General features: G+C 72.2%; 15 protein-coding genes. 8 read left to right on the top strand and 7 right to left on the bottom strand.

Annotated features, from left to right (window positions below):
* Window positions 1-34 precede the first annotated feature (34 nt).
* On the top strand, window positions 35-802 hold the full coding sequence (locus tag ACWCRJ_RS21945) for a TIGR04222 domain-containing membrane protein (protein ID WP_450940848.1): 768 nt from the start codon (window positions 35-37) through the stop codon (window positions 800-802).
* Window positions 803-907: 105 nt separating this feature from the next.
* Complete coding sequence (locus ACWCRJ_RS21950) at window positions 908-2,491, top strand: alpha/beta hydrolase (RefSeq protein ID WP_450940849.1); 1,584 nt, start codon at window positions 908-910, stop codon at window positions 2,489-2,491.
* Between the two features lie 52 nt (window positions 2,492-2,543).
* Here ACWCRJ_RS21950 and hemQ read toward each other — a convergent pair whose 3' ends face one another.
* On the bottom strand, window positions 2,544-3,275 hold the full coding sequence (hemQ, locus tag ACWCRJ_RS21955; protein WP_450940850.1) for a hydrogen peroxide-dependent heme synthase: 732 nt from the start codon (window positions 3,273-3,275) through the stop codon (window positions 2,544-2,546).
* Between the two features lie 4 nt (window positions 3,276-3,279).
* Window positions 3,280-4,767, bottom strand: a complete 1,488-nt coding sequence (hemG, locus tag ACWCRJ_RS21960; RefSeq protein ID WP_450940851.1) for a protoporphyrinogen oxidase — start codon at window positions 4,765-4,767, stop codon at window positions 3,280-3,282.
* A gap of 213 nt (window positions 4,768-4,980) precedes the next feature.
* On the opposite strand from hemG, the gene ACWCRJ_RS21965 reads away from it, so the two are divergent.
* Window positions 4,981-5,994, top strand: a complete 1,014-nt coding sequence (locus ACWCRJ_RS21965; RefSeq protein WP_450940852.1) for a DUF4349 domain-containing protein — start codon at window positions 4,981-4,983, stop codon at window positions 5,992-5,994.
* Between the two features lie 44 nt (window positions 5,995-6,038).
* Window positions 6,039-7,439: an FAD-dependent oxidoreductase gene (locus ACWCRJ_RS21970; RefSeq protein ID WP_450940853.1), complete on the top strand. Its 1,401-nt coding sequence runs from the start codon at window positions 6,039-6,041 to the stop codon at window positions 7,437-7,439.
* A 62-nt stretch (window positions 7,440-7,501) separates the two neighbouring features.
* Here the strand turns inward: ACWCRJ_RS21970 and ACWCRJ_RS21975 are convergent, their stop codons facing one another.
* Window positions 7,502-7,840 (bottom strand): hypothetical protein, encoded by a 339-nt coding sequence (locus ACWCRJ_RS21975; RefSeq protein ID WP_450940854.1) that lies wholly within the window; start codon window positions 7,838-7,840, stop codon window positions 7,502-7,504.
* Between the two features lie 138 nt (window positions 7,841-7,978).
* On the opposite strand from ACWCRJ_RS21975, the gene ACWCRJ_RS21980 reads away from it, so the two are divergent.
* Complete coding sequence (locus ACWCRJ_RS21980; RefSeq protein WP_450940907.1) at window positions 7,979-8,788, top strand: rhomboid family intramembrane serine protease; 810 nt, start codon at window positions 7,979-7,981, stop codon at window positions 8,786-8,788.
* A gap of 9 nt (window positions 8,789-8,797) precedes the next feature.
* Here ACWCRJ_RS21980 and hemE read toward each other — a convergent pair whose 3' ends face one another.
* Window positions 8,798-9,877: a uroporphyrinogen decarboxylase gene (gene hemE, locus ACWCRJ_RS21985; RefSeq protein ID WP_450940855.1), complete on the bottom strand. Its 1,080-nt coding sequence runs from the start codon at window positions 9,875-9,877 to the stop codon at window positions 8,798-8,800.
* A 240-nt stretch (window positions 9,878-10,117) separates the two neighbouring features.
* Here hemE and ACWCRJ_RS21990 point away from each other — a divergent pair, with 240 nt between their 5' ends.
* The 3 genes from ACWCRJ_RS21990 (at window position 10,118) to ACWCRJ_RS22000 (ending at window position 13,214) form a co-directional block, all read left to right on the top strand.
* Window positions 10,118-10,747, top strand: a complete 630-nt coding sequence (locus ACWCRJ_RS21990; protein ID WP_050398061.1) for a DUF3000 domain-containing protein — start codon at window positions 10,118-10,120, stop codon at window positions 10,745-10,747.
* Between the two features lie 329 nt (window positions 10,748-11,076).
* Entirely contained in the window at window positions 11,077-11,736 is a 660-nt protein-coding gene (locus ACWCRJ_RS21995; RefSeq protein ID WP_033529424.1) for a helix-turn-helix transcriptional regulator, read from the top strand.
* 176 nt (window positions 11,737-11,912) lie between these two features.
* Window positions 11,913-13,214 (top strand): HRDC domain-containing protein, encoded by a 1,302-nt coding sequence (locus tag ACWCRJ_RS22000; protein WP_450940856.1) that lies wholly within the window; start codon window positions 11,913-11,915, stop codon window positions 13,212-13,214.
* Between the two features lie 36 nt (window positions 13,215-13,250).
* Here ACWCRJ_RS22000 and ACWCRJ_RS22005 read toward each other — a convergent pair whose 3' ends face one another.
* Genes ACWCRJ_RS22005 through ACWCRJ_RS22015 form a run of 3 tightly spaced genes read right to left on the bottom strand, consistent with a single transcriptional unit; the run spans window position 13,251 to window position 16,392 of the window.
* Window positions 13,251-14,108 carry a carbohydrate ABC transporter permease gene (locus tag ACWCRJ_RS22005; protein WP_450940857.1) on the bottom strand — a complete coding sequence of 286 codons (858 nt, stop codon included), beginning with the start codon at window positions 14,106-14,108 and terminating at the stop codon, window positions 13,251-13,253.
* A complete protein-coding gene (locus ACWCRJ_RS22010; protein WP_450940858.1) occupies window positions 14,105-15,076 on the bottom strand; it encodes a carbohydrate ABC transporter permease in 972 nt (323 codons plus the stop codon). The genes ACWCRJ_RS22005 and ACWCRJ_RS22010 overlap by 4 nt, the downstream gene beginning before the upstream one ends.
* Entirely contained in the window at window positions 15,076-16,392 is a 1,317-nt protein-coding gene (locus ACWCRJ_RS22015) for an ABC transporter substrate-binding protein (protein ID WP_450940859.1), read from the bottom strand. Before ACWCRJ_RS22015 ends, ACWCRJ_RS22010 begins: the two co-directional genes overlap by 1 nt.
* Window positions 16,393-16,502: the final 110 nt, after the last annotated feature.

Below are 16,502 nucleotides of genomic sequence, written 5' to 3' on the forward strand. Positions count from 1 at the left end.
GCCGCGGGTCCGGGCCGGCGCGTAGAAACACGCCATGCTCTGGGTTCTCTTCCTCCTCCTGGCCTGGGCCGCCGCCGGCGTGTCCTGTGCCCGACTGTGCCTGGCCTCGCTGCGGGCGGCGGCCGCCGTCGACGACGTCCCCGCGGACCGCGTCCACCACTGCCACCGGCTCACGCTGTACGAAGCGGCGTTCCTGTCCGGCGGCCCGGCGCGCGTCGCCGACCTCACCCTCGTCTCCATGGCCTGCCGGCGCCGGATCCTGCTGGCCCACACCGGCTGGGCGACCGTCGTGGACCCGGACGGCCGGGACGAGATGGAACGCGCCGTCATAGGCGCGATAGGCCCCGGCGGACAGTCCCGGATCGCGCCCGTACGCCGGAGAGCCGCGGCCGCCGAGTCCGTACGGCACCTCTCCGACCGGCTCGTCGCGGCGGGACTGGCCGTGCCGGACGCCGCGCGGACGGGGGTCGCCGACGCGGTCACCCAGGTACGGGGCGCGGCACTCGGCGTGTGCGGCCTCGGGGCGCTGGCGTCGACGCTGCCCGCGCAGGAGTTCGCCGAACACCGTGCGCTGGTGGCGCTGTGGTTCGCGCTGCCGCTGGTGCTGACGCTCAGCTGCCTCGTCATCGCCCGGGTCGAGGGGCCGTCGGGCACGCGGTGGGCGTCGCCGGAGGGGATGCGGGTGCTGAAGGCCGTGGTGGGCCGGGGCGGGAGCGACGTCCCGGACCTCGTCTCGGTGGCCGTCCGGGGGGTGGGGGCCGTGGAGTCCCCCGAGTTACGGGCGGCGTTCGAACAGCGGTGACACCGTAGGGGCACGCCTCGCCGACACCGTCCGACGGTGCTTTACATTCACCCTCTTTCGCACCAAACATCCCTGTGTCGCTGTCGTGCTTCGGAGGGATTCGCCATGCGGGCTGCCGTTCTCCACGTGACCGCCGCGGCGGTGCTGCTGCTGAGCGGCCTCGCCGCTCCCCCGGCCGCGGGGGACACGCTCACCGGCCGGGTGGCGGAGCGGGCCGCGGCCGAGGGCATCCGGTTCGGGAAGTGTCCGGCGGTGGAGGGGCTGCCGGACGGGGTGCGCTGCGGGACGGTCGAGGTGCCGCTCGACTACGCCCACCCCGACGGCAGACGGATCGCGCTGACCGTCAGCCGGATCCGGGCCACGGGCAAGGACGCCCAGGGGAAGAAGGTCGCCCGGCAGGGGGCGCTCGTCTTCAACCCCGGCGGCCCCGGCGCCTCAGGGATGTTCTTCCCGCTCCTCGGTCACCTCCCGGAATGGAAACGGCTCGGCGCCGCGTACGACCTCGTCGGGTACGCCCCGCGCGGGGTCGGCCGGTCGGCGCCGCTGTCCTGCCGGGACCCCGAGCGGCTGCATTACGGGCCCTCACCGGCGCCGACGCACCCTTCGGAGGCGTACAAGAAGGAACGGATCGCACAGGCCGAGGAGTTCGCGCGGGAGTGCGCGCGGCGGGGCGGAAGCGCGCTGCGGCACTACCACTCCCTCAACAACGCCCGGGACCTCGACGTCCTGCGCGCCGCGCTCCGCGAGCCGCGGCTGACGTTCGTGGGGGCGTCGTACGGGACGTACTTCGGCGCGCTGTACGCGTCGCTGTTCCCCTCCCACGTACGCCGGATGGTCTTCGACTCGGTGGTGAACCCGGACCCCGAGCAGATCTGGTACCGCAACAACCTCGATCAGTCGGCCGCCTTCGAGGGTCGCTGGGCGGACTTCCGGTCCTGGGCCGCCCGGCACCACACGGTGTACGGGCTGGGCGACACCTCGGAGAAGGTGCTGCGGAGCTACGAGCGGGCGGCGGCGCGGCTGGCGGCCCGGCCCGCCGGCGGCAAGGTGGGACCGGGGCAGCTGCAGGGCGCGTTCCTCCAGGCCGCGTACCACGACGACCTCTGGCCGCAGCGTGCCCTGGCCCTCTCCGCGTATCTGAAGGGCGACCCGAAGCCGCTGGTGCAGATCGCCGGCCCGTATCCGGAGGCGGCCGTCGAGCAGGAGAACACGAGCGCCGTCTACACGGCCGTCGAGTGCAACGACGGGCCCTGGCCCACCGAGTGGCAGGTCTGGGACCGCGACAACACGCGGCTCGCGCGCACCGCGCCCTTCGAGACCTGGGACAACGTGTGGACGAACCTGCCGTGCGCGTACTGGAAGGGGCCGCGTCAGCAGCCGCTCGACGTGCGGACCGGGCCCGGTGAGCTGCCGCCCACGCTGATCCTCGCGGCCGAGCGGGACGCGGCGACGCCGTACGACGGGGCGCTCGAACTGCACCGGCGCCTGTGGGGGTCGGTGCTGGTGACCGAGCGGGACGCCGGTAACCACGGGGTGGCCTGGGGAACCAACAAGTGCGTCAACGGCCATCTGGAGGCGTATCTGCTGGAGGGGCGGCTGCCGGAGCGGCGCGCGGCCTGCGCGCCGCGTCCGGAGCCCAGCGCCTCGCGGGGCCGGGCCGCCGGGACACCGCGGGCCGTCAGGGGCTGACCGCCCGCGCCGCGGGGCCACCGCCGCGACGGCCCCGCGCTCCTCGCGGGACCTACGCCAGGCCCGCCACCAGCTCGGCCACCGACTTCCTGCGGCCCGTGTAGAACGGGACCTCCTCGCGGACGTGCATCCGGGCCTCCGAGGCACGCAGATGCCGCATGAGGTCGACGATGCGGTACAGCTCGTCGGCCTCGAAGGCGAGCATCCACTCGTAGTCGCCCAGCGAGAACGACGCGACCGTGTTGGCGCGGACGTCCGGGTAGCCGCGGGCCATCTTGCCGTGGTCGGCGAGCATGCGGCGGCGGTCCTCGTCGGGCAGCAGGTACCAGTCGTAGGAGCGCACGAAGGGGTAGACGCTGACGTAGTCGCGGGGCGTCTCGTCGGCGAGGAACGCCGGGATGTGCGAGCGGTTGAACTCGGCGGGGCGGTGCAGCGCCATGTTCGACCACACCGGGGTGAGCGCGCGGCCCAGCCGGGTGCGGCGGAAGAGGTTGTACGCCTCCTGGAGCTGGTCGGCGGTCTCGGCGTGCCACCAGATCATGAGGTCGGCGTCGGCGCGCAGGCCCGACACGTCGTACGTGCCGCGGACGGTCACGTCCTTCGCGGCGAGCTGGTCGAACAGGTCCTGGACCTCGTCGGCGTAACCGGTGCGGTCCTCCGGCAGCACGTCCTTCAGCCGGAAGACGGACCACAGGGTGTAGCGGATGACCTCGTTGAGGTCCTTGGCCAGCTTGCCCTTGTTGGGGATCCGGCCGGGCTCGGTGGAGGGGGCGACGTCACTCATGGCCCTATTCTCCCGCTCCGCCGTGCAGGCTCTGCACCGGGTCGGCGGTGAGGTCCCGCACCGCGCGCAGGTCGCCGTGGATCTGGTCCACGGCGGCGGATGCGCTCGCGACGCAGGCCGGGATGCCGACGCCGTCGTACGCCGCGCCGCAGACCGCGAGGCCGGGCAGCTTGCCGAGGTGCTCGCGGACGCGGGCCACGCGCGCGTGGTGGCCGACCGGGTACTGGGGCAGGCCGTCGTCCCAGCGGGTGACGCGGGTCGCGACGGGGGTGGCGGTCAGGCCGGTGGCCTCGCGCAGGTCGGTCCTCGACACGTCCACGAGACGGTCGTCGTCGTGGTCCAGGATCGCCGTCTCGCCGTACCGGCCGACCGAGGTGCGCAGGATCAGCAGGTCCGGGTTCTCGTCGGCGATCCAGCCCCACTTGTGGGAGGAGAACGTCGACGCCTTGATCGTGCGGCCGTCGACCGGCGGCACCAGGAAGCCGCTGCCCGCGGGGAGGGTGAGGCCGGCCCGGGGGTAGGCGAGGGTGACCAGGGCCATCGAGGCGTACTCCACGCCCGACAGTTCGGCGGCGGCCTCGGGGGCCTCGGCGCGGAGCAGCCCGGCGGCGGCCGGGGCGGGGACCGCCACGACGACCGCGTCGGCGCGCAGGACGCGGTCCTCACCGCCGCCGCCCGGACCGCCGGTGACGACGCGCCAGCCGCCGGAGGCCTCCCGGCGCAGCTCCGCCACGGGCGTCCGGGTGCGGATGTCGGCGCCCCGCGCCCGCACCGACTCGGCGACGGCGAGCGGCAGTTGCCCGATCCCGCCCTCGATGCCCATGAACACCGGTCCGGTCTGCCCGGCGGCGGCGGCGCGCTCCTGGATGCCCCGGACGGCCTCGGTGAGGGAGGTGTGGGTCCGGGCCGCCTGGAAGAGCTGCGGGACGGCCGAGCGCATCGAGATGCGGTACGCGTCGCCCGCGTAGACACCGCCGAGCAGGGGTTCCACCAGGCGGTCGACGACCTCGCGGCCGAGGCGGGCGGCCACGTACTCCCCGACCGCCACGTCGTCGCCGACCTCGGTGCGGGGCAGGTCGGCGTCGCGCTCGATCCGGGCGAGGCCCTCGTCGGACAGGACCCCGGAGAGCGCGGACGCGGTGCCGGGGACGCCCATGACGTGTCCCTTGGGCATCGGCCGCAGGGCACCCCGGGTCCAGAGGGCGGCGGAGGCGGTGGCCGGCGGCTGGAGCCGGTCGGCGAGACCGACCTCACGCGCGAGGGCGACGGCTTCGGGGCGGCGGGCCAGGATCGACTCGGCGCCGAGGTCGACGCGCGCGCCCGCGATCTCGCCGGGGAGCAGCTTGCCGCCGACTCTGTCCGTGGCCTCCAGGACGGTCACTCTCGCGCCCCGGTCCAGCAGCCCGTGCGCCGCGGCCAGCCCCGCGATCCCGGCCCCGATGACGACGACATGCCCGGCGTCGCGCCCGACGTCCGTCCGTGATCCGCTCATGGCTCCACCCTCTCAGATGTCACTGACAGTCATGGCGCCGGTCCCGACCCCGCCCCCGTTCCGGGCCCGTCCGCCCCTGTGGCCCCGCCGAGTCCCGACCGTGACCGCTTCGGGACCGACGCCCCCCAACGTTCCGGGCCCCTCCGGCGTCGAAGAGTCGTCAGCAGTGCGGGCGGACCCACGCCTGCCACGACCCTCGGGGGGTACGCCGCAATGGCCCACACACACGTACGACGTTCCCGGCGGCCCGCGGGGGCTCTCGCCGCGCTGTTCCTCGCGGGAGCCCTGGCGCTCACGGGCTGCTCCGACGCCCGGGACAGCGCCTCCGGCGGCGAGGCGGCTTCCGACAGCAAGATGGACACGTCCGCCCGGCAGGAGGGCGCCCTGAACGACGAGAGCGGCGCCCGCAGCCAGAGCGACGGAGGCGCCGCCGACGCGCCGGTCGAGATCGCGCCCAGCCACATCATCCGCACCGCCACCCTGACCGTACGGGTGAAGGACGTACCGAAGGCCCTGGACGAGGCCCGTACCGCCGTGGAGACCGTGGGCGGGTTCGTGGGCAGCGAGTCCACGACCCGTGACGGCAAGGACCGTGAACGCACCCGGGTCGTCCTGCGCGTGCCGTCCGAGAAGTACGAGCAGGTCCTCGGCGAACTGGAGGGCACCGGCACGCTGGTCGAACGGAAGACGAAGGCCGAGGACGTCACCGACCAGGTCGTCGACGTGGAGAGCCGGATCAGGACGCAGCGGGCGAGCGTCGCCCGGATCCGTGAGCTGATGGACCGGGCGGGCAAGCTCAGCGACGTGGTCACCCTGGAGGGCGAGCTGAGCAGCCGGCAGGCCGACCTGGAGTCCCTGTTGGGCCGGCAGAAGTCGCTGAAGGACCGTACGAGCCTCGCCACCATCACGTTGTCCCTGTCCGAGACCGCGGTGAAGAAGGCCGACAAGGCCGACGACGAGCCCGGCTTCCTGGACGCGCTCGCGGGCGGCTGGAACGCGTTCGTCGCCGTGTTCCGCTGGCTGGCCATGGCCCTCGCCGCGATCCTCCCCTTCGCGGTGGCCACCGCCGTCCTGGTGTTCCTGTGGCTCCGCCTCACCCGCTCCCGCCGGCCCGCTCCGGCGGCGGCGTCGGCGGGCACCGCAGGCTCGCTCCCGGCCGCGGCGCCGGACACGAAGGAGGAGCCGGGGCAGGAGCCGGGGCGGAGGGAGGGACAGGGGCAGGACTGACGACCGCGCGATGCCGAAATGCCGGGCCCCCGTAGCGTGTTCCCATGAACATGAGCCGTACTGAGGAACGTTCACGGGAACGCCTGGTGGTCGTCGGGGGCGACGCGGCGGGCATGTCCGCCGCGTCGCAGGCCCGTCGGCTGCGGGGGCCCGGGGAGCTGGAGATCGTGGCGTTCGAGCGGGGCCACTTCACCTCGTTCTCGGCGTGCGGCATCCCCTACTGGGTGGGCGGCGACGTCCCCGAACGGGACCGGCTCATCGCCCGCTCGCCCGAGGAGCACCGGGCCCGCGACATCGATCTGCGGATGCGCACGGAGGTCGTGGAGATCGATGTCGAGGGCGCCCGCGTGCGTGCGCGGGACCTGGACTCGGGCACCGAGTCATGGACCTCGTACGACAAGCTCGTCATCGCGACCGGCGCCCGGCCGATCCGCCCCGGTCTGCCCGGTGTCGACGCCCCGGGAGTGCACGGCGTGCAGACCCTGGACGACGGCCAGGCCCTCCTGGACACCCTGTCCGCCACCGAGGGCCGCCGGGCCGTGGTCGTCGGCGCGGGCTACATCGGCGTGGAGATGGCCGAGGCCCTCATCAACCGGGGGTACGAGGTCACGGTCGTCAACCGGAGCGGTGAGCCCATGTCCACCCTCGACCCGGACATGGGCCGGCTGGTGCACCAGGCCATGACGGGCCTCGGCATCACGATGGTCGACGACGCCGAGGTCACCGCCCTGCGCACCGGCGCCGACGGCCGGGTCCGCGCGGTCGCCACCAAGGACGCCGAGTACCCGGCGGACGTGGTGGTCCTCGGCATCGGCGTCCGCCCGGAGACGGAGCTGGCGAAGGCGGCGGGCCTGCCGCTGGGCGACCACGGCGGCCTGCTGACCGACCTGGCCATGCGGGTCCGGGGGCACGAGAACATCTGGGCCGGGGGCGACTGCGTCGAGGTCCTCGACCTGGTCTCCGGCAGCCTGCGCCACATCCCGCTCGGCACCCACGCCAACAAGCACGGCCAGGTCATCGGCGCCAACGCCGGCGGCGGCTACGCCACCTTCCCCGGCGTGGTCGGCACCGCCGTCAGCAAGGTCTGCGACCTGGAGATCGCCCGCACCGGCCTCCGCGAGAAGGACGCCGACCGGGCCGGCCTGCGGTACGTGGCCGTCACCATCGAGTCCACCAGCCGCGCCGGGTACTACCCCGGCGCCGCCCCGATGACGGTGAAGATGCTCGCCGAACGCCGCACCGGGCGGCTCCTCGGCGTCCAGATCGTCGGCCGGGAGGGCGCGGGAAAGCGCGTCGACGTCGCGGCGGTGGCCCTCACGGCGGGGATGACGGTGGAGCAGATGACCGCCCTGGACCTCGGCTACGCCCCGCCCTTCTCGCCGGTGTGGGATCCGATCCTGGTGGCGGCGAGAAAGGCCGTGACGGCGGTGAGGTCGAGCGCCTGAGGCGATGAGCGCCCCGGGCCGGCGGGGCCGCGCCCCCTGCTTCCCGGGGAGCGGGCATCCCGTCACACGGCCGACGTGCCGGTGATCCGGTCGATGGCCTGCCGGGCCTGCTCCGCCGGCGGCCGGGCCGGCAGGGAGGACACGGAGGCGGAGGACGTCATCGCGGCGGGCGCGGTGGCCTGCGCCGTGGCCGGCTTCGCGTGCGCGGCCGCCGGCCGGGCCGAGCGCAGTCGATGACTGACCGCCTCGTCCAGGGTCACCGGCCGCTGCATCCGCGCCGCCAGCCGCCCGGCCTCCTGGCCGAGCGCCGCGACGTCTTCCCAGGGCAGCCGCACCACCAGCGAGATCTCGGCCTCACCATCGGGGGTGGCGTGCATCGCCGGGGTAACTCGGTCGTTCATCGCCTGTTCCTCACGTAGATCCGCGGTTGAGGAGTCATACGCACCACCCGCCCCGCACGTTCACCGGCACCGGGGCCGAGGGGCGCGTCGCCGCCGGTGGCACTGATTCCGGCCCCCCATCCCGGGCACAAGTCCGGTGTGGTCATCCCCGTGCACGACGTGAACCCCGTGAGCCGCACGCCCTACGTGACCTACGCGCTGATCGCCGCGAACGTCTTCGTCTTCGTCTTCATGCCGGCGCTGGCCGGCTCCATGCCGGGTGACGGCGAGCCGGCCCGGCTGTGCCACACCCAGGCGTTCCTGGAGCAGTACGCGGCGATGCCGCAGGAGTTGATCCGGCATCAGCTGCCGCGCCTGGTGCCCACCGGCGAACTCGCCCCGTCCGGCGGCTGCGCGCTGGGCCCGCCGGGCTACGACAAGTCGCCCGCGCTGTCCGTCCTGTCCGCGCTGTTCCTGCACTCCGGCTGGCTGCACCTGCTGGGCAACATGCTGTTCCTGATGATCTTCGGCAACAACATCGAGGACCGGCTGGGCCCCGTGCGCTTCGCGCTCTTCTACGCGGCCTGCGGATACGCGGCCACCTACGGGTACGCCCTGGCGCACCCCGACTCGGCGGACCCGCTGATCGGCGCCTCCGGGGCGATCGCCGGCGTGCTCGGCGCCTATCTCGTGCTCTATCCGAAGGCCAGGGTGTGGGTTCTCGTCCCCTTCCTGATCTTCCTGCCCCTGAGACTGCCCGCCTGGCTGGTACTGGGCTTCTGGTTCATGCTCCAGGCGTTCTACTCCTCCGGCGAGGGCGTCTCCGACATCGGCACGGTGGCGTACGCGGCCCATCTCGTCGGTTTCGTCGCGGGCATGCTGCTGGCCTGGCCGCTGCGCCCCGGCACCCCGCCCCCGCCCGAGCCGCGCGGCCTGCTGTTCGGCAGGCGGGCGCGGCCGGGCTGGTGAGCCGGGGTACTACTTCGCCGTCCGCGTGTGGACGTAGTCCACGAGGCGGGTCAGGGCGTCCGGGTCCGTGCTGGGCATGACGCCGTGGCCGAGGTTGAAGACGTGGCCCTCCAGACCGGCGGCGGCGTCGAGGACCTCGCGGGTCTTGGTCTCGACGGCCTCCGTGCCGGCGAACAGGACGGTCGGGTCCAGGTTCCCCTGGAGCGCCTTGCCGGGGCCGACACGGCGGGCGGCCTCGTCGAGCGGGACGCGCCAGTCGACGCCGACGACGTCCGCGCCGGCCTCGCCCATGAGGCCCAGCAGCTCACCGGTGCCGACGCCGAAGTGGATGCGCGGGACGCCGTACCCGGCGACGGCCTCGAAGACCTTCGCGGAGGCGGGGAGCACCGAGCGGCGGTAGTCCGCCGGGGCGAGGGCGCCGGCCCAGGAGTCGAACAGCTGGACGGCCGAGGCGCCCGCCTCGATCTGGACCCTGAGGAACGCGGACGTGATCCCGGCGAGGCGGTCGAGCAGGTCGGCCCACAGCTCGGGGTCGCCGTACATCATCGCCTTGGCGTTCTCGTAGGTGCGGGACGGGCCGCCCTCGACGAGATAGCTGGCGAGGGTGAAGGGGGCGCCGGCGAAGCCGATGAGGGGGGTCTCGCCCAGCTCGGCGGTGAGCAGCCGGATGGCCTCGGTGACGTAGGAGACGTCCTCGGGGGTGAGGTCGCGGAGCTGGGCGAGGTCGGCGCGGGTGCGGATCGGCTTCTCGACGACCGGGCCGACGCCGGGCTTGATGTCGAGGTCGATGCCGATGGCCTTGAGGGGGACGACGATGTCGCTGAAGTAGATCGCCGCGTCCACGTGGTGCCGGCGGACCGGCTGGAGGGTGATCTCGGTGACCAGCTCCGGCCGCATGCACGAGTCCAGCATCCCGATGCCCTCGCGCACCTTCAGGTACTCGGGGAGCGAGCGCCCCGCCTGCCGCATGAACCACACCGGTGTGTGCGGCACGGGCTCACGCCTGCACGCCTTCAGGAAGGCGGAGTCCTTGACGGCGTCGCGGGTGGCGGTCGGCTGGTGGCCCGAGGGGCTGGCGTTGGCACTCACGAGGCAAAGTCTCGCACGCCTCCCCGACGCCGACGGCCCGGGCTGTGGACAACCGGGACACCGGCCGGGACCCCCGCTCGCACGGTCACCGCGCCCGGCCTGCGGGGCGGCCTCCGTTCGCTGAGCGCGATGCGACAGTGACCCAGCGCACGGGTGTCTTGCCCTGCGCCGGGGCCCGGTTCCCCTTACTGTTCCGGCATGGCTGCGGCTCAGGGACGACTGTCGGACGGCGCTGGCGGGATGGACGACGCGAAGGAGGGGGAGCGCGATGGGAGTCAGGCGGCACCGGAGCCCTTCCGCTCCGCCGTCGAAGCGCTGCGGGTCACACGGCTGCGGCCGGAGATCGAGATCGAGTCGACCAAACCGCCCCAGCGGCTCGCCCCGTACGCGTACGCCCTGGAGGCCGCGGTCGTCGAGGGGGACGAGGACCTGGCCGACGGGCGCCTGGTGCTGCTGCACGACCCCGCCGGGCACGACGCCTGGCAGGGCACCTTCCGGCTGGTGACGCTGGTCCGGGCGGAGTTGGAGCCCGAGATGGCGGCGGACCCCCTGCTGCCGGAGGTCTGCTGGTCGTGGCTGACCGGCGCGCTGCAGTCCCGGGGCCTGTCGTACGGCGAGCCGAGCGGGACGGTGACGCGGGCGAGTTCGCACTACTTCGGCGGGCTGGCGACGCGGCCGGCCGCGTCGCAGATCGAGATCCGGGCGTCATGGACCCCGCGCGAGGTGCTGGGCGGGGTGCCCGACACCGCCGCGCACCTCGCCTCCTGGTGCGATCTGCTCGCCCAGATCGCGGGACTGCCTCCGGCGGTCGACCCCGGGGACGCGGCGGTGGTGACGCTGCCGCAGCGGCGGGGGCCGCAGACCCGCTGAGAGCCCCCAGGACCCTTCGCGGAACCGAGGACCGTGCGCCATGGGCGCACGGTCCTCTTCCGTGCGCGTCGCCACGCCGATCGAAACCATCACTTTGTCGATACGGCCACTTTCGGCCTTGTATCGACGTGAAGCGACCCCGTTCGATCTTCGAATGATCGAAGACGTGTCCGAATTGCACGGATTGTTACTCACTAAATCGTGATCATTCTCTAAAGGAGCAGAGGTTTGGTGCCGAAGACCTCTGTGACCTTGAAAGCACGGTTCGTCCCGGCTTCGACCCCACGAGTCCGGCGAACCAGCCCCCCGTCCCGCACCCAGGAGGCCTGGTGTCCGTTCTCCTCGAGCAGCCCGCAAGCCTGGTCGCCTACCGTCCGAACAAGCCGACCGCGATGGTGGTGGTGGCCGATCCACGGGTTCGGTCCACCGTCACCCGGCACCTGTGGGCCCTCGGGGTCCGCGATGTCATCGAGGCCTCGTCCATCGCCGAGGCCCGTCCCCGCGTCGGCAACCCCCGTGACATCTGTGTCGCGGACGTTCACCTGCCGGACGGTTCCGGCCTCACCCTCCTCTCCGAGACCCGCGCGGCGGGGTGGCCCAACGGCCTCGCCCTCTCCGCGGCCGACGACATCGGCGCCGTACGCAACGCCCTCGCGGGCGGTGTGAAGGGATACGTCGTCACCGGCACCCGCACCAACATCGGACTGCCCACCCGCCCGGGTGCCGCCCCCATCGGCTCCGCCGCCCGTATGCACCGCCGCCCCCCGGGAGCCCCGAGCCACCCGGGCGGCTACCGGGAGCTGTCGGGCCGCGAGGTCGAGGTGCTGCGCCTGGTCGCGGAGGGACAGTCGAACAAGGCGATCGGCGTCTCCATGGGCCTGTCCGCGCTCACGGTCAAGAGCCACTTGGCCCGAATCGCGCGCAAGCTCGGCACCGGCGACCGCGCCGGAATGGTGGCGGTGGCCCTGCGCACCGGGATCATCCACTGATACCGAGGACATCCCGGCCGGAAAGGACCGGAATCGTCGCCCGGCGTCCGGCCTCTCCCGGTTCGCCGGAAACATTCACTGACACGTGTGATACGTGACTGGTTTACGCCCCTGCTCGGCCCGTCGGCGGAACGTTCCGTCGGCGGGCCTCGTCCATACACAGATACCCTTGACAGGTGACCGACGCCCAAGAGACCGCAGCAGACGAGACCCTGCGAACCACCGGAGGCGCCCCTCCGGACGACGGCGGATCTTCTGAAGCGGGGGCGCCGATCCCTCTGCTGGAGCCCCGGGACGGCATTCCGGCCGTCATCGCCGACGAGTCCTCGCTCGCCGCGGTGATCGCGGCCTTCGCCGCCGGCTCCGGCCCCGTCGCCGTGGACGCCGAACGCGCGTCCGGTTACCGCTACGGTCAGCGCGCCTACCTGGTGCAGCTGCGCCGCGAGGGCGCGGGCACCGCGCTCATCGACCCCGTCGCCTGCCCCGACCTCTCCGGCCTCGGCGAGGCGCTCTCCGGCGTGGAGTGGGTCCTCCACGCGGCCACGCAGGACCTGCCCTGTCTGCGCGAGATAGACATGGTCCCGACCCGGATCTTCGACACCGAGCTGGCCGGGCGGCTCGCCGGGTTCCCCCGGGTCGGCCTCGGCGCGATGGTCGAGGGCGTGCTCGGCTACGTCCTGGAGAAGGGCCACTCCGCGGTCGACTGGTCGACCCGCCCGCTGCCCGAGCCCTGGCTGCGGTACGCCGCGCTCGACGTGGAACTCCTCGTGGACCTGCGGGACGCCCTGGAGAAGGAGCTGGACCGGCAGGGGAAACTGGAGTGGGCCCGCCAGGAGTTCGACGCGATCGCCTCCGCGCCGCCGGCGGAGCCCCGCAAGGACCCGTGGCGGCGTACGTCCGGGATGCACAAGGTACGGCGCCGGCGGCAGATGGCGGTCGTGCGGGAGATGTGGGAGGCCCGGGACCGCATCGCGCAGCGGCGGGACGTGTCACCGGGCAAGGTGCTGAGCGACGCGGCGATCGTCGAGGCGTCCCTGGCCCTGCCGGTGAACGCGCAGGCCTTGGCCGCGCTGAACGGGTTCGGCCACCGGATGGGGCGGCGTCAGCTGGAGCAGTGGCAGGCGGCGGTCGACCGGGCCAGGGCGCTGCCGGACTCGGCGTTGCCGGCGCACGGGCAGCCCGTGACCGGGCCGCCCCCGCCGAAGGCCTGGGCCGACAAGGATCCCGCGGCGGCGGCCCGGCTGTCCGCCGCGCGGGCCGGGGTGTCCGCGCTCGCCGAGCAGCTCAACATGCCGCAGGAGAACCTCATCACCCCGGACACCGTCCGGCGGCTCTGCTGGGAGCCGCCGAGGTCGCTGGACGCGGAGGCGGTGAGCGCGGTGCTCACGGGGTACGGGGCGCGGGCCTGGCAGGTGGAGCTGGTGACGCCGGTGCTGGTGGGGGCGATGTCCGCGGTGGCGAAGGCGAAAGAGGCCTAGGCGCCGCCCGGGGAGCGGCCCTCTCCCGCTCGGTGGCTATTTCGTCGCGCCCCTCATGAAGCCGTTGTAGATGAACCTCTGCAGCAGCAGGAAGGCGATCAGGGTCGGCAGGATCACCAGGACCGCTCCTGCCGAGATCGTCTCCCAGTGGGCGCCGAAGGGGCCCTTGAAGCGGAAGAGGGACGTGGAGATCACGCCCAGGTCGTCGGAGGGCATGTAGAGGAAGGGGATGTAGAAGTCGTTGTAGACGGTGATCCCCTTGACGATGACGACCGTGGCGATCGCGGGCTTGAGGAGCGGGAAGATGACCTTCCGGTAGATCGTGAAGGCGTTGGCGCCGTCCAGGCGGGCGGCCTCGTCCAGCGAGATCGGGATCGACCGCACGAACTGCAGGAAGATGTAGATCGAGACGATGTCGGTGCCCATGTAGAGGGCGATCGGGGCCCAGAGGGTGTCGAACATGCCGAAGCTGTCGACGATCTGGAAGGTCGCGACCTGGGTGGTGACGCCGGGGACGAGGGTGGCGACGAGAAACAGGGCGACGACCAGTTTCCGGAAGCGGAAGGTGAAGCGGTCGATCGCGTAGGCCGCCATCGAGCCGATGACGACCGTGCCGGTGACGGCGAAGGCGAGGATGAGGGCCGTGTTGCCGAAGGCGGCGAGCATCTCGCCGTCACGGAAGGCCGTCGCGTAGTTGCCGAGGTTCAGGAAGCTGTCGGGCAGGGTGAGCGCGCCGCTGTCGTCCGCCATCTGCCGCTCGGTCTTGAGCGAGGTCAGCAGGACCACCAGGAGCGGCAGCAGGACCACGACCGACGCGCCGACCAGGGACAGATAGGTGAGGGTGCGGGCAACTCGCCTGCGGGTCACCGGGGTTGGGGTCGTCAGAGTCGTCATACGAGGTCCACCCTGTCGTCGGGGACCAGGCGGCGCTGCAGCCACGTCACCGCCAGGATGATCAGCAGCAGGACGACCGCGGCGGCGGACGCGAGGCCCGTCTTGTTGAACTGGAAGGCCAGCTTCACCGTCTGGATCACGAAGGTCTCGGTGCCGGTGGCGCCGCCCGTCATGATGTACGGGATCTCGAAGACCGACAGGGAGCCGGAGATCGAGAGGATCACGCTCAGGCTCAGGACCGGGCGGATGCCGGGCGCGATGATGTAGCGGAACTGGTGCCAGCGGCCCGCGCCGTCGAGTTCGGCGGCCTCGTACAGCTCCCCCGGGATCGACTGGATCGCGCCGAGGAAGAGCACGAAGTTCAGGCCCATGTAGCGCCAGACGGAGACGCTCGCGAGGGAGATGTTCGCGGACGTCTGCGTGCCGAGCCAGGCGCGGTCGGACTCGTGGCCGAAGAGTGCCAGCACCGAGTCGAGGGTGCCGCCGTCCTGGAAGAAGTAGAGGAAGACGAACCCGATCGCGACCCCGTTGATCAGGTACGGGAAGAACAGGACGCCCTTGAAGAGGTTCCGGAAGCGGACGTTGAAGCTGAGGATCGTCGCGAAGTAGAGGGCCAGCACGATCTGCACGGCCGACGCGGCGAGGTAGTAGCCGCTGACGAAGAAGACCTGGAACAGCTCGGGGCGGGTGAAGATCTCGACGTAGTTGTCGGCGCCGGTGTAGTGCAGTTCGGGGCTGACGCCGTCCCAGTCGGTGAAGCTGTACGCCAGCATGTTGGCGACCGGCGCGTAGGTGAAGGTGATCAGCAGGGCCAGCGGGGCGGCCAGGAAGAGCCAGGGCGTGAGCCCGCGCCACAGGCGCACCTCGCGGGGGGCGCGCCGGGGCGCGGGGGGCCGGGGCGCGGCCGTGGAGGGCCGCGCCACCTTCTTCACCGCGTGCGAGGAGTCCGTCGTACGCGCGGGGGGCATCAGGACCCCACGGTCTTCTGTGCCTCGGTCCAGCGCTTGCCGAGGCCGTCGAGGAAGTCGTCGACGTCCCCGTCCTTGGCGCCCCGGGCGATGTCGACGAGTTCCTGTCGGTAGGCGGGCGCGTTGATGCCGACCTCGGAGGCGTTGTCGATCTCCTTGACCGTTCCGCCCTCGGCGTCGTCGAGTTCGATGAGTTCGACGCCCTGTTCCTCGTACGGCTGCAGGACCTCGGGCAGGGGGGCGTCCTTGAGCGTGGAGATCGAGAGGTTGTCCTGCGCGTAGCCCGACTTGTCGGTGAACCAGTCGACCCAGGCGCGGGCCGCCGCCTTGTGCTCGGAGTGGATGCTGACCGCTTGGTTGTAGTCGGGGTTGACGGTCGCGCAGGCCTTGCCGTCGACGCGGGCGGGGAACGGCATGAACCCGATGTCGTCGGGGTCGGCGCCGGCCTTCTCGGCGGCCTGCCGGAACTGGATGACCGCCCAGCTGCCGAGCCAGGCCGTCGCGATCTCGCCCTTGGCCAACTCCGGCTTGGAGTTCTCCCAGTTGGTGGTCGTCGGGTCCTTCTCGATCAGCTTCTGGTGCACGATGTCGTACAACAGCCGGTCGGCGACGCGCAGTTCGCCGTCCTCGCCCCACGGGTTGCCCTCGGCGAGTCTGGTGGTGGCCCCGGTGTCGCAGCTCACCGAGCCGTTCACGGCGGTCCACTGGCTCAGCGGCCACTGGGCGGCGAAGTTGGTGTAGTACGGCACGGCGTCGGTCCTGGACTTGATGGCCTTCAGCGCGGTGAGGAACTCCGCCGGGGTGGTGGGCCAGTCGGTGACGCCGGCCTCGGCCCAGATCCGCTTGTTGTAGAGGAAGCCGGGGGCCGCGCCCATCGGGCTCTGGCCGTAGACCTTGCCGTCGACGGTGGTGAAGTCGGTGAAGCGGTACTTCTTGCCGAGTTCCTTCTGGGTGCCCAGCGAGGCGAAGAACTTGGGGTAGTCGTTCTTCTTGATGACGGCCGGGATCATGAGCACGTCGCCGTAGTTGTCCGTGTTCATACGGATCTTGACTTCGGCCTCGTAGTCGGTGATCGCGTCGAACTTCACCTTCACCTTCGGGTAGGTCTTGTTGAAGGCGTCGGCGTACTTCTTCATCGTGCCGTCCTGCACGATGTCCGTCCGGTGGGTGAGGACCGTGATGGATCCGGACACCTGCGTCGGGTCGTCCGCCGCCTCGGCGTCGGCGCCCTTCGAGCTTCCCCCGCCGCCGGTGCAGCCCGACGCGAGGAGCGCGGCCGCCAGCAGTGTTCCGGTGAGCGTCTTCCGGTGGTTCATGTGCACCAGCTCCGTTCTGGGACGGACGAGCACGAGTGGGATGGCTGGTTCGGCACTCTGGCAGGCTGTTACTGAACCGGTAAAGTCCCTATTGCGCCAAGGCTGTCGAA

It is taken from the genome of Streptomyces sp. NPDC002324, assembly GCF_053593335.1.

What these genes read in the sequence shown, in the direction of transcription:
- ACWCRJ_RS21975 (WP_450940854.1), bottom strand. Translation starts at nt 7,840, where the DNA reads ATGAACGACCGAGTTACCCCGGCGATGCACGCCACCCCCGATGGTGAG.
- ACWCRJ_RS21950 (WP_450940849.1), top strand. Translation starts at nt 908, where the DNA reads ATGCGGGCTGCCGTTCTCCACGTGACCGCCGCGGCGGTGCTGCTGCTG.
- ACWCRJ_RS22015 (WP_450940859.1), bottom strand. Translation starts at nt 16,392, where the DNA reads ATGAACCACCGGAAGACGCTCACCGGAACACTGCTGGCGGCCGCGCTC.
- ACWCRJ_RS21970 (WP_450940853.1), top strand. Translation starts at nt 6,039, where the DNA reads ATGAACATGAGCCGTACTGAGGAACGTTCACGGGAACGCCTGGTGGTC.
- hemG (WP_450940851.1), bottom strand. Translation starts at nt 4,767, where the DNA reads ATGAGCGGATCACGGACGGACGTCGGGCGCGACGCCGGGCATGTCGTC.
- ACWCRJ_RS21945 (WP_450940848.1), top strand. Translation starts at nt 35, where the DNA reads ATGCTCTGGGTTCTCTTCCTCCTCCTGGCCTGGGCCGCCGCCGGCGTG.
- ACWCRJ_RS21965 (WP_450940852.1), top strand. Translation starts at nt 4,981, where the DNA reads ATGGCCCACACACACGTACGACGTTCCCGGCGGCCCGCGGGGGCTCTC.
- ACWCRJ_RS22005 (WP_450940857.1), bottom strand. Translation starts at nt 14,108, where the DNA reads ATGACGACTCTGACGACCCCAACCCCGGTGACCCGCAGGCGAGTTGCC.
- hemQ (WP_450940850.1), bottom strand. Translation starts at nt 3,275, where the DNA reads ATGAGTGACGTCGCCCCCTCCACCGAGCCCGGCCGGATCCCCAACAAG.
- ACWCRJ_RS21990 (WP_050398061.1), top strand. Translation starts at nt 10,118, where the DNA reads ATGGACGACGCGAAGGAGGGGGAGCGCGATGGGAGTCAGGCGGCACCG.
- ACWCRJ_RS22010 (WP_450940858.1), bottom strand. Translation starts at nt 15,076, where the DNA reads ATGCCCCCCGCGCGTACGACGGACTCCTCGCACGCGGTGAAGAAGGTG.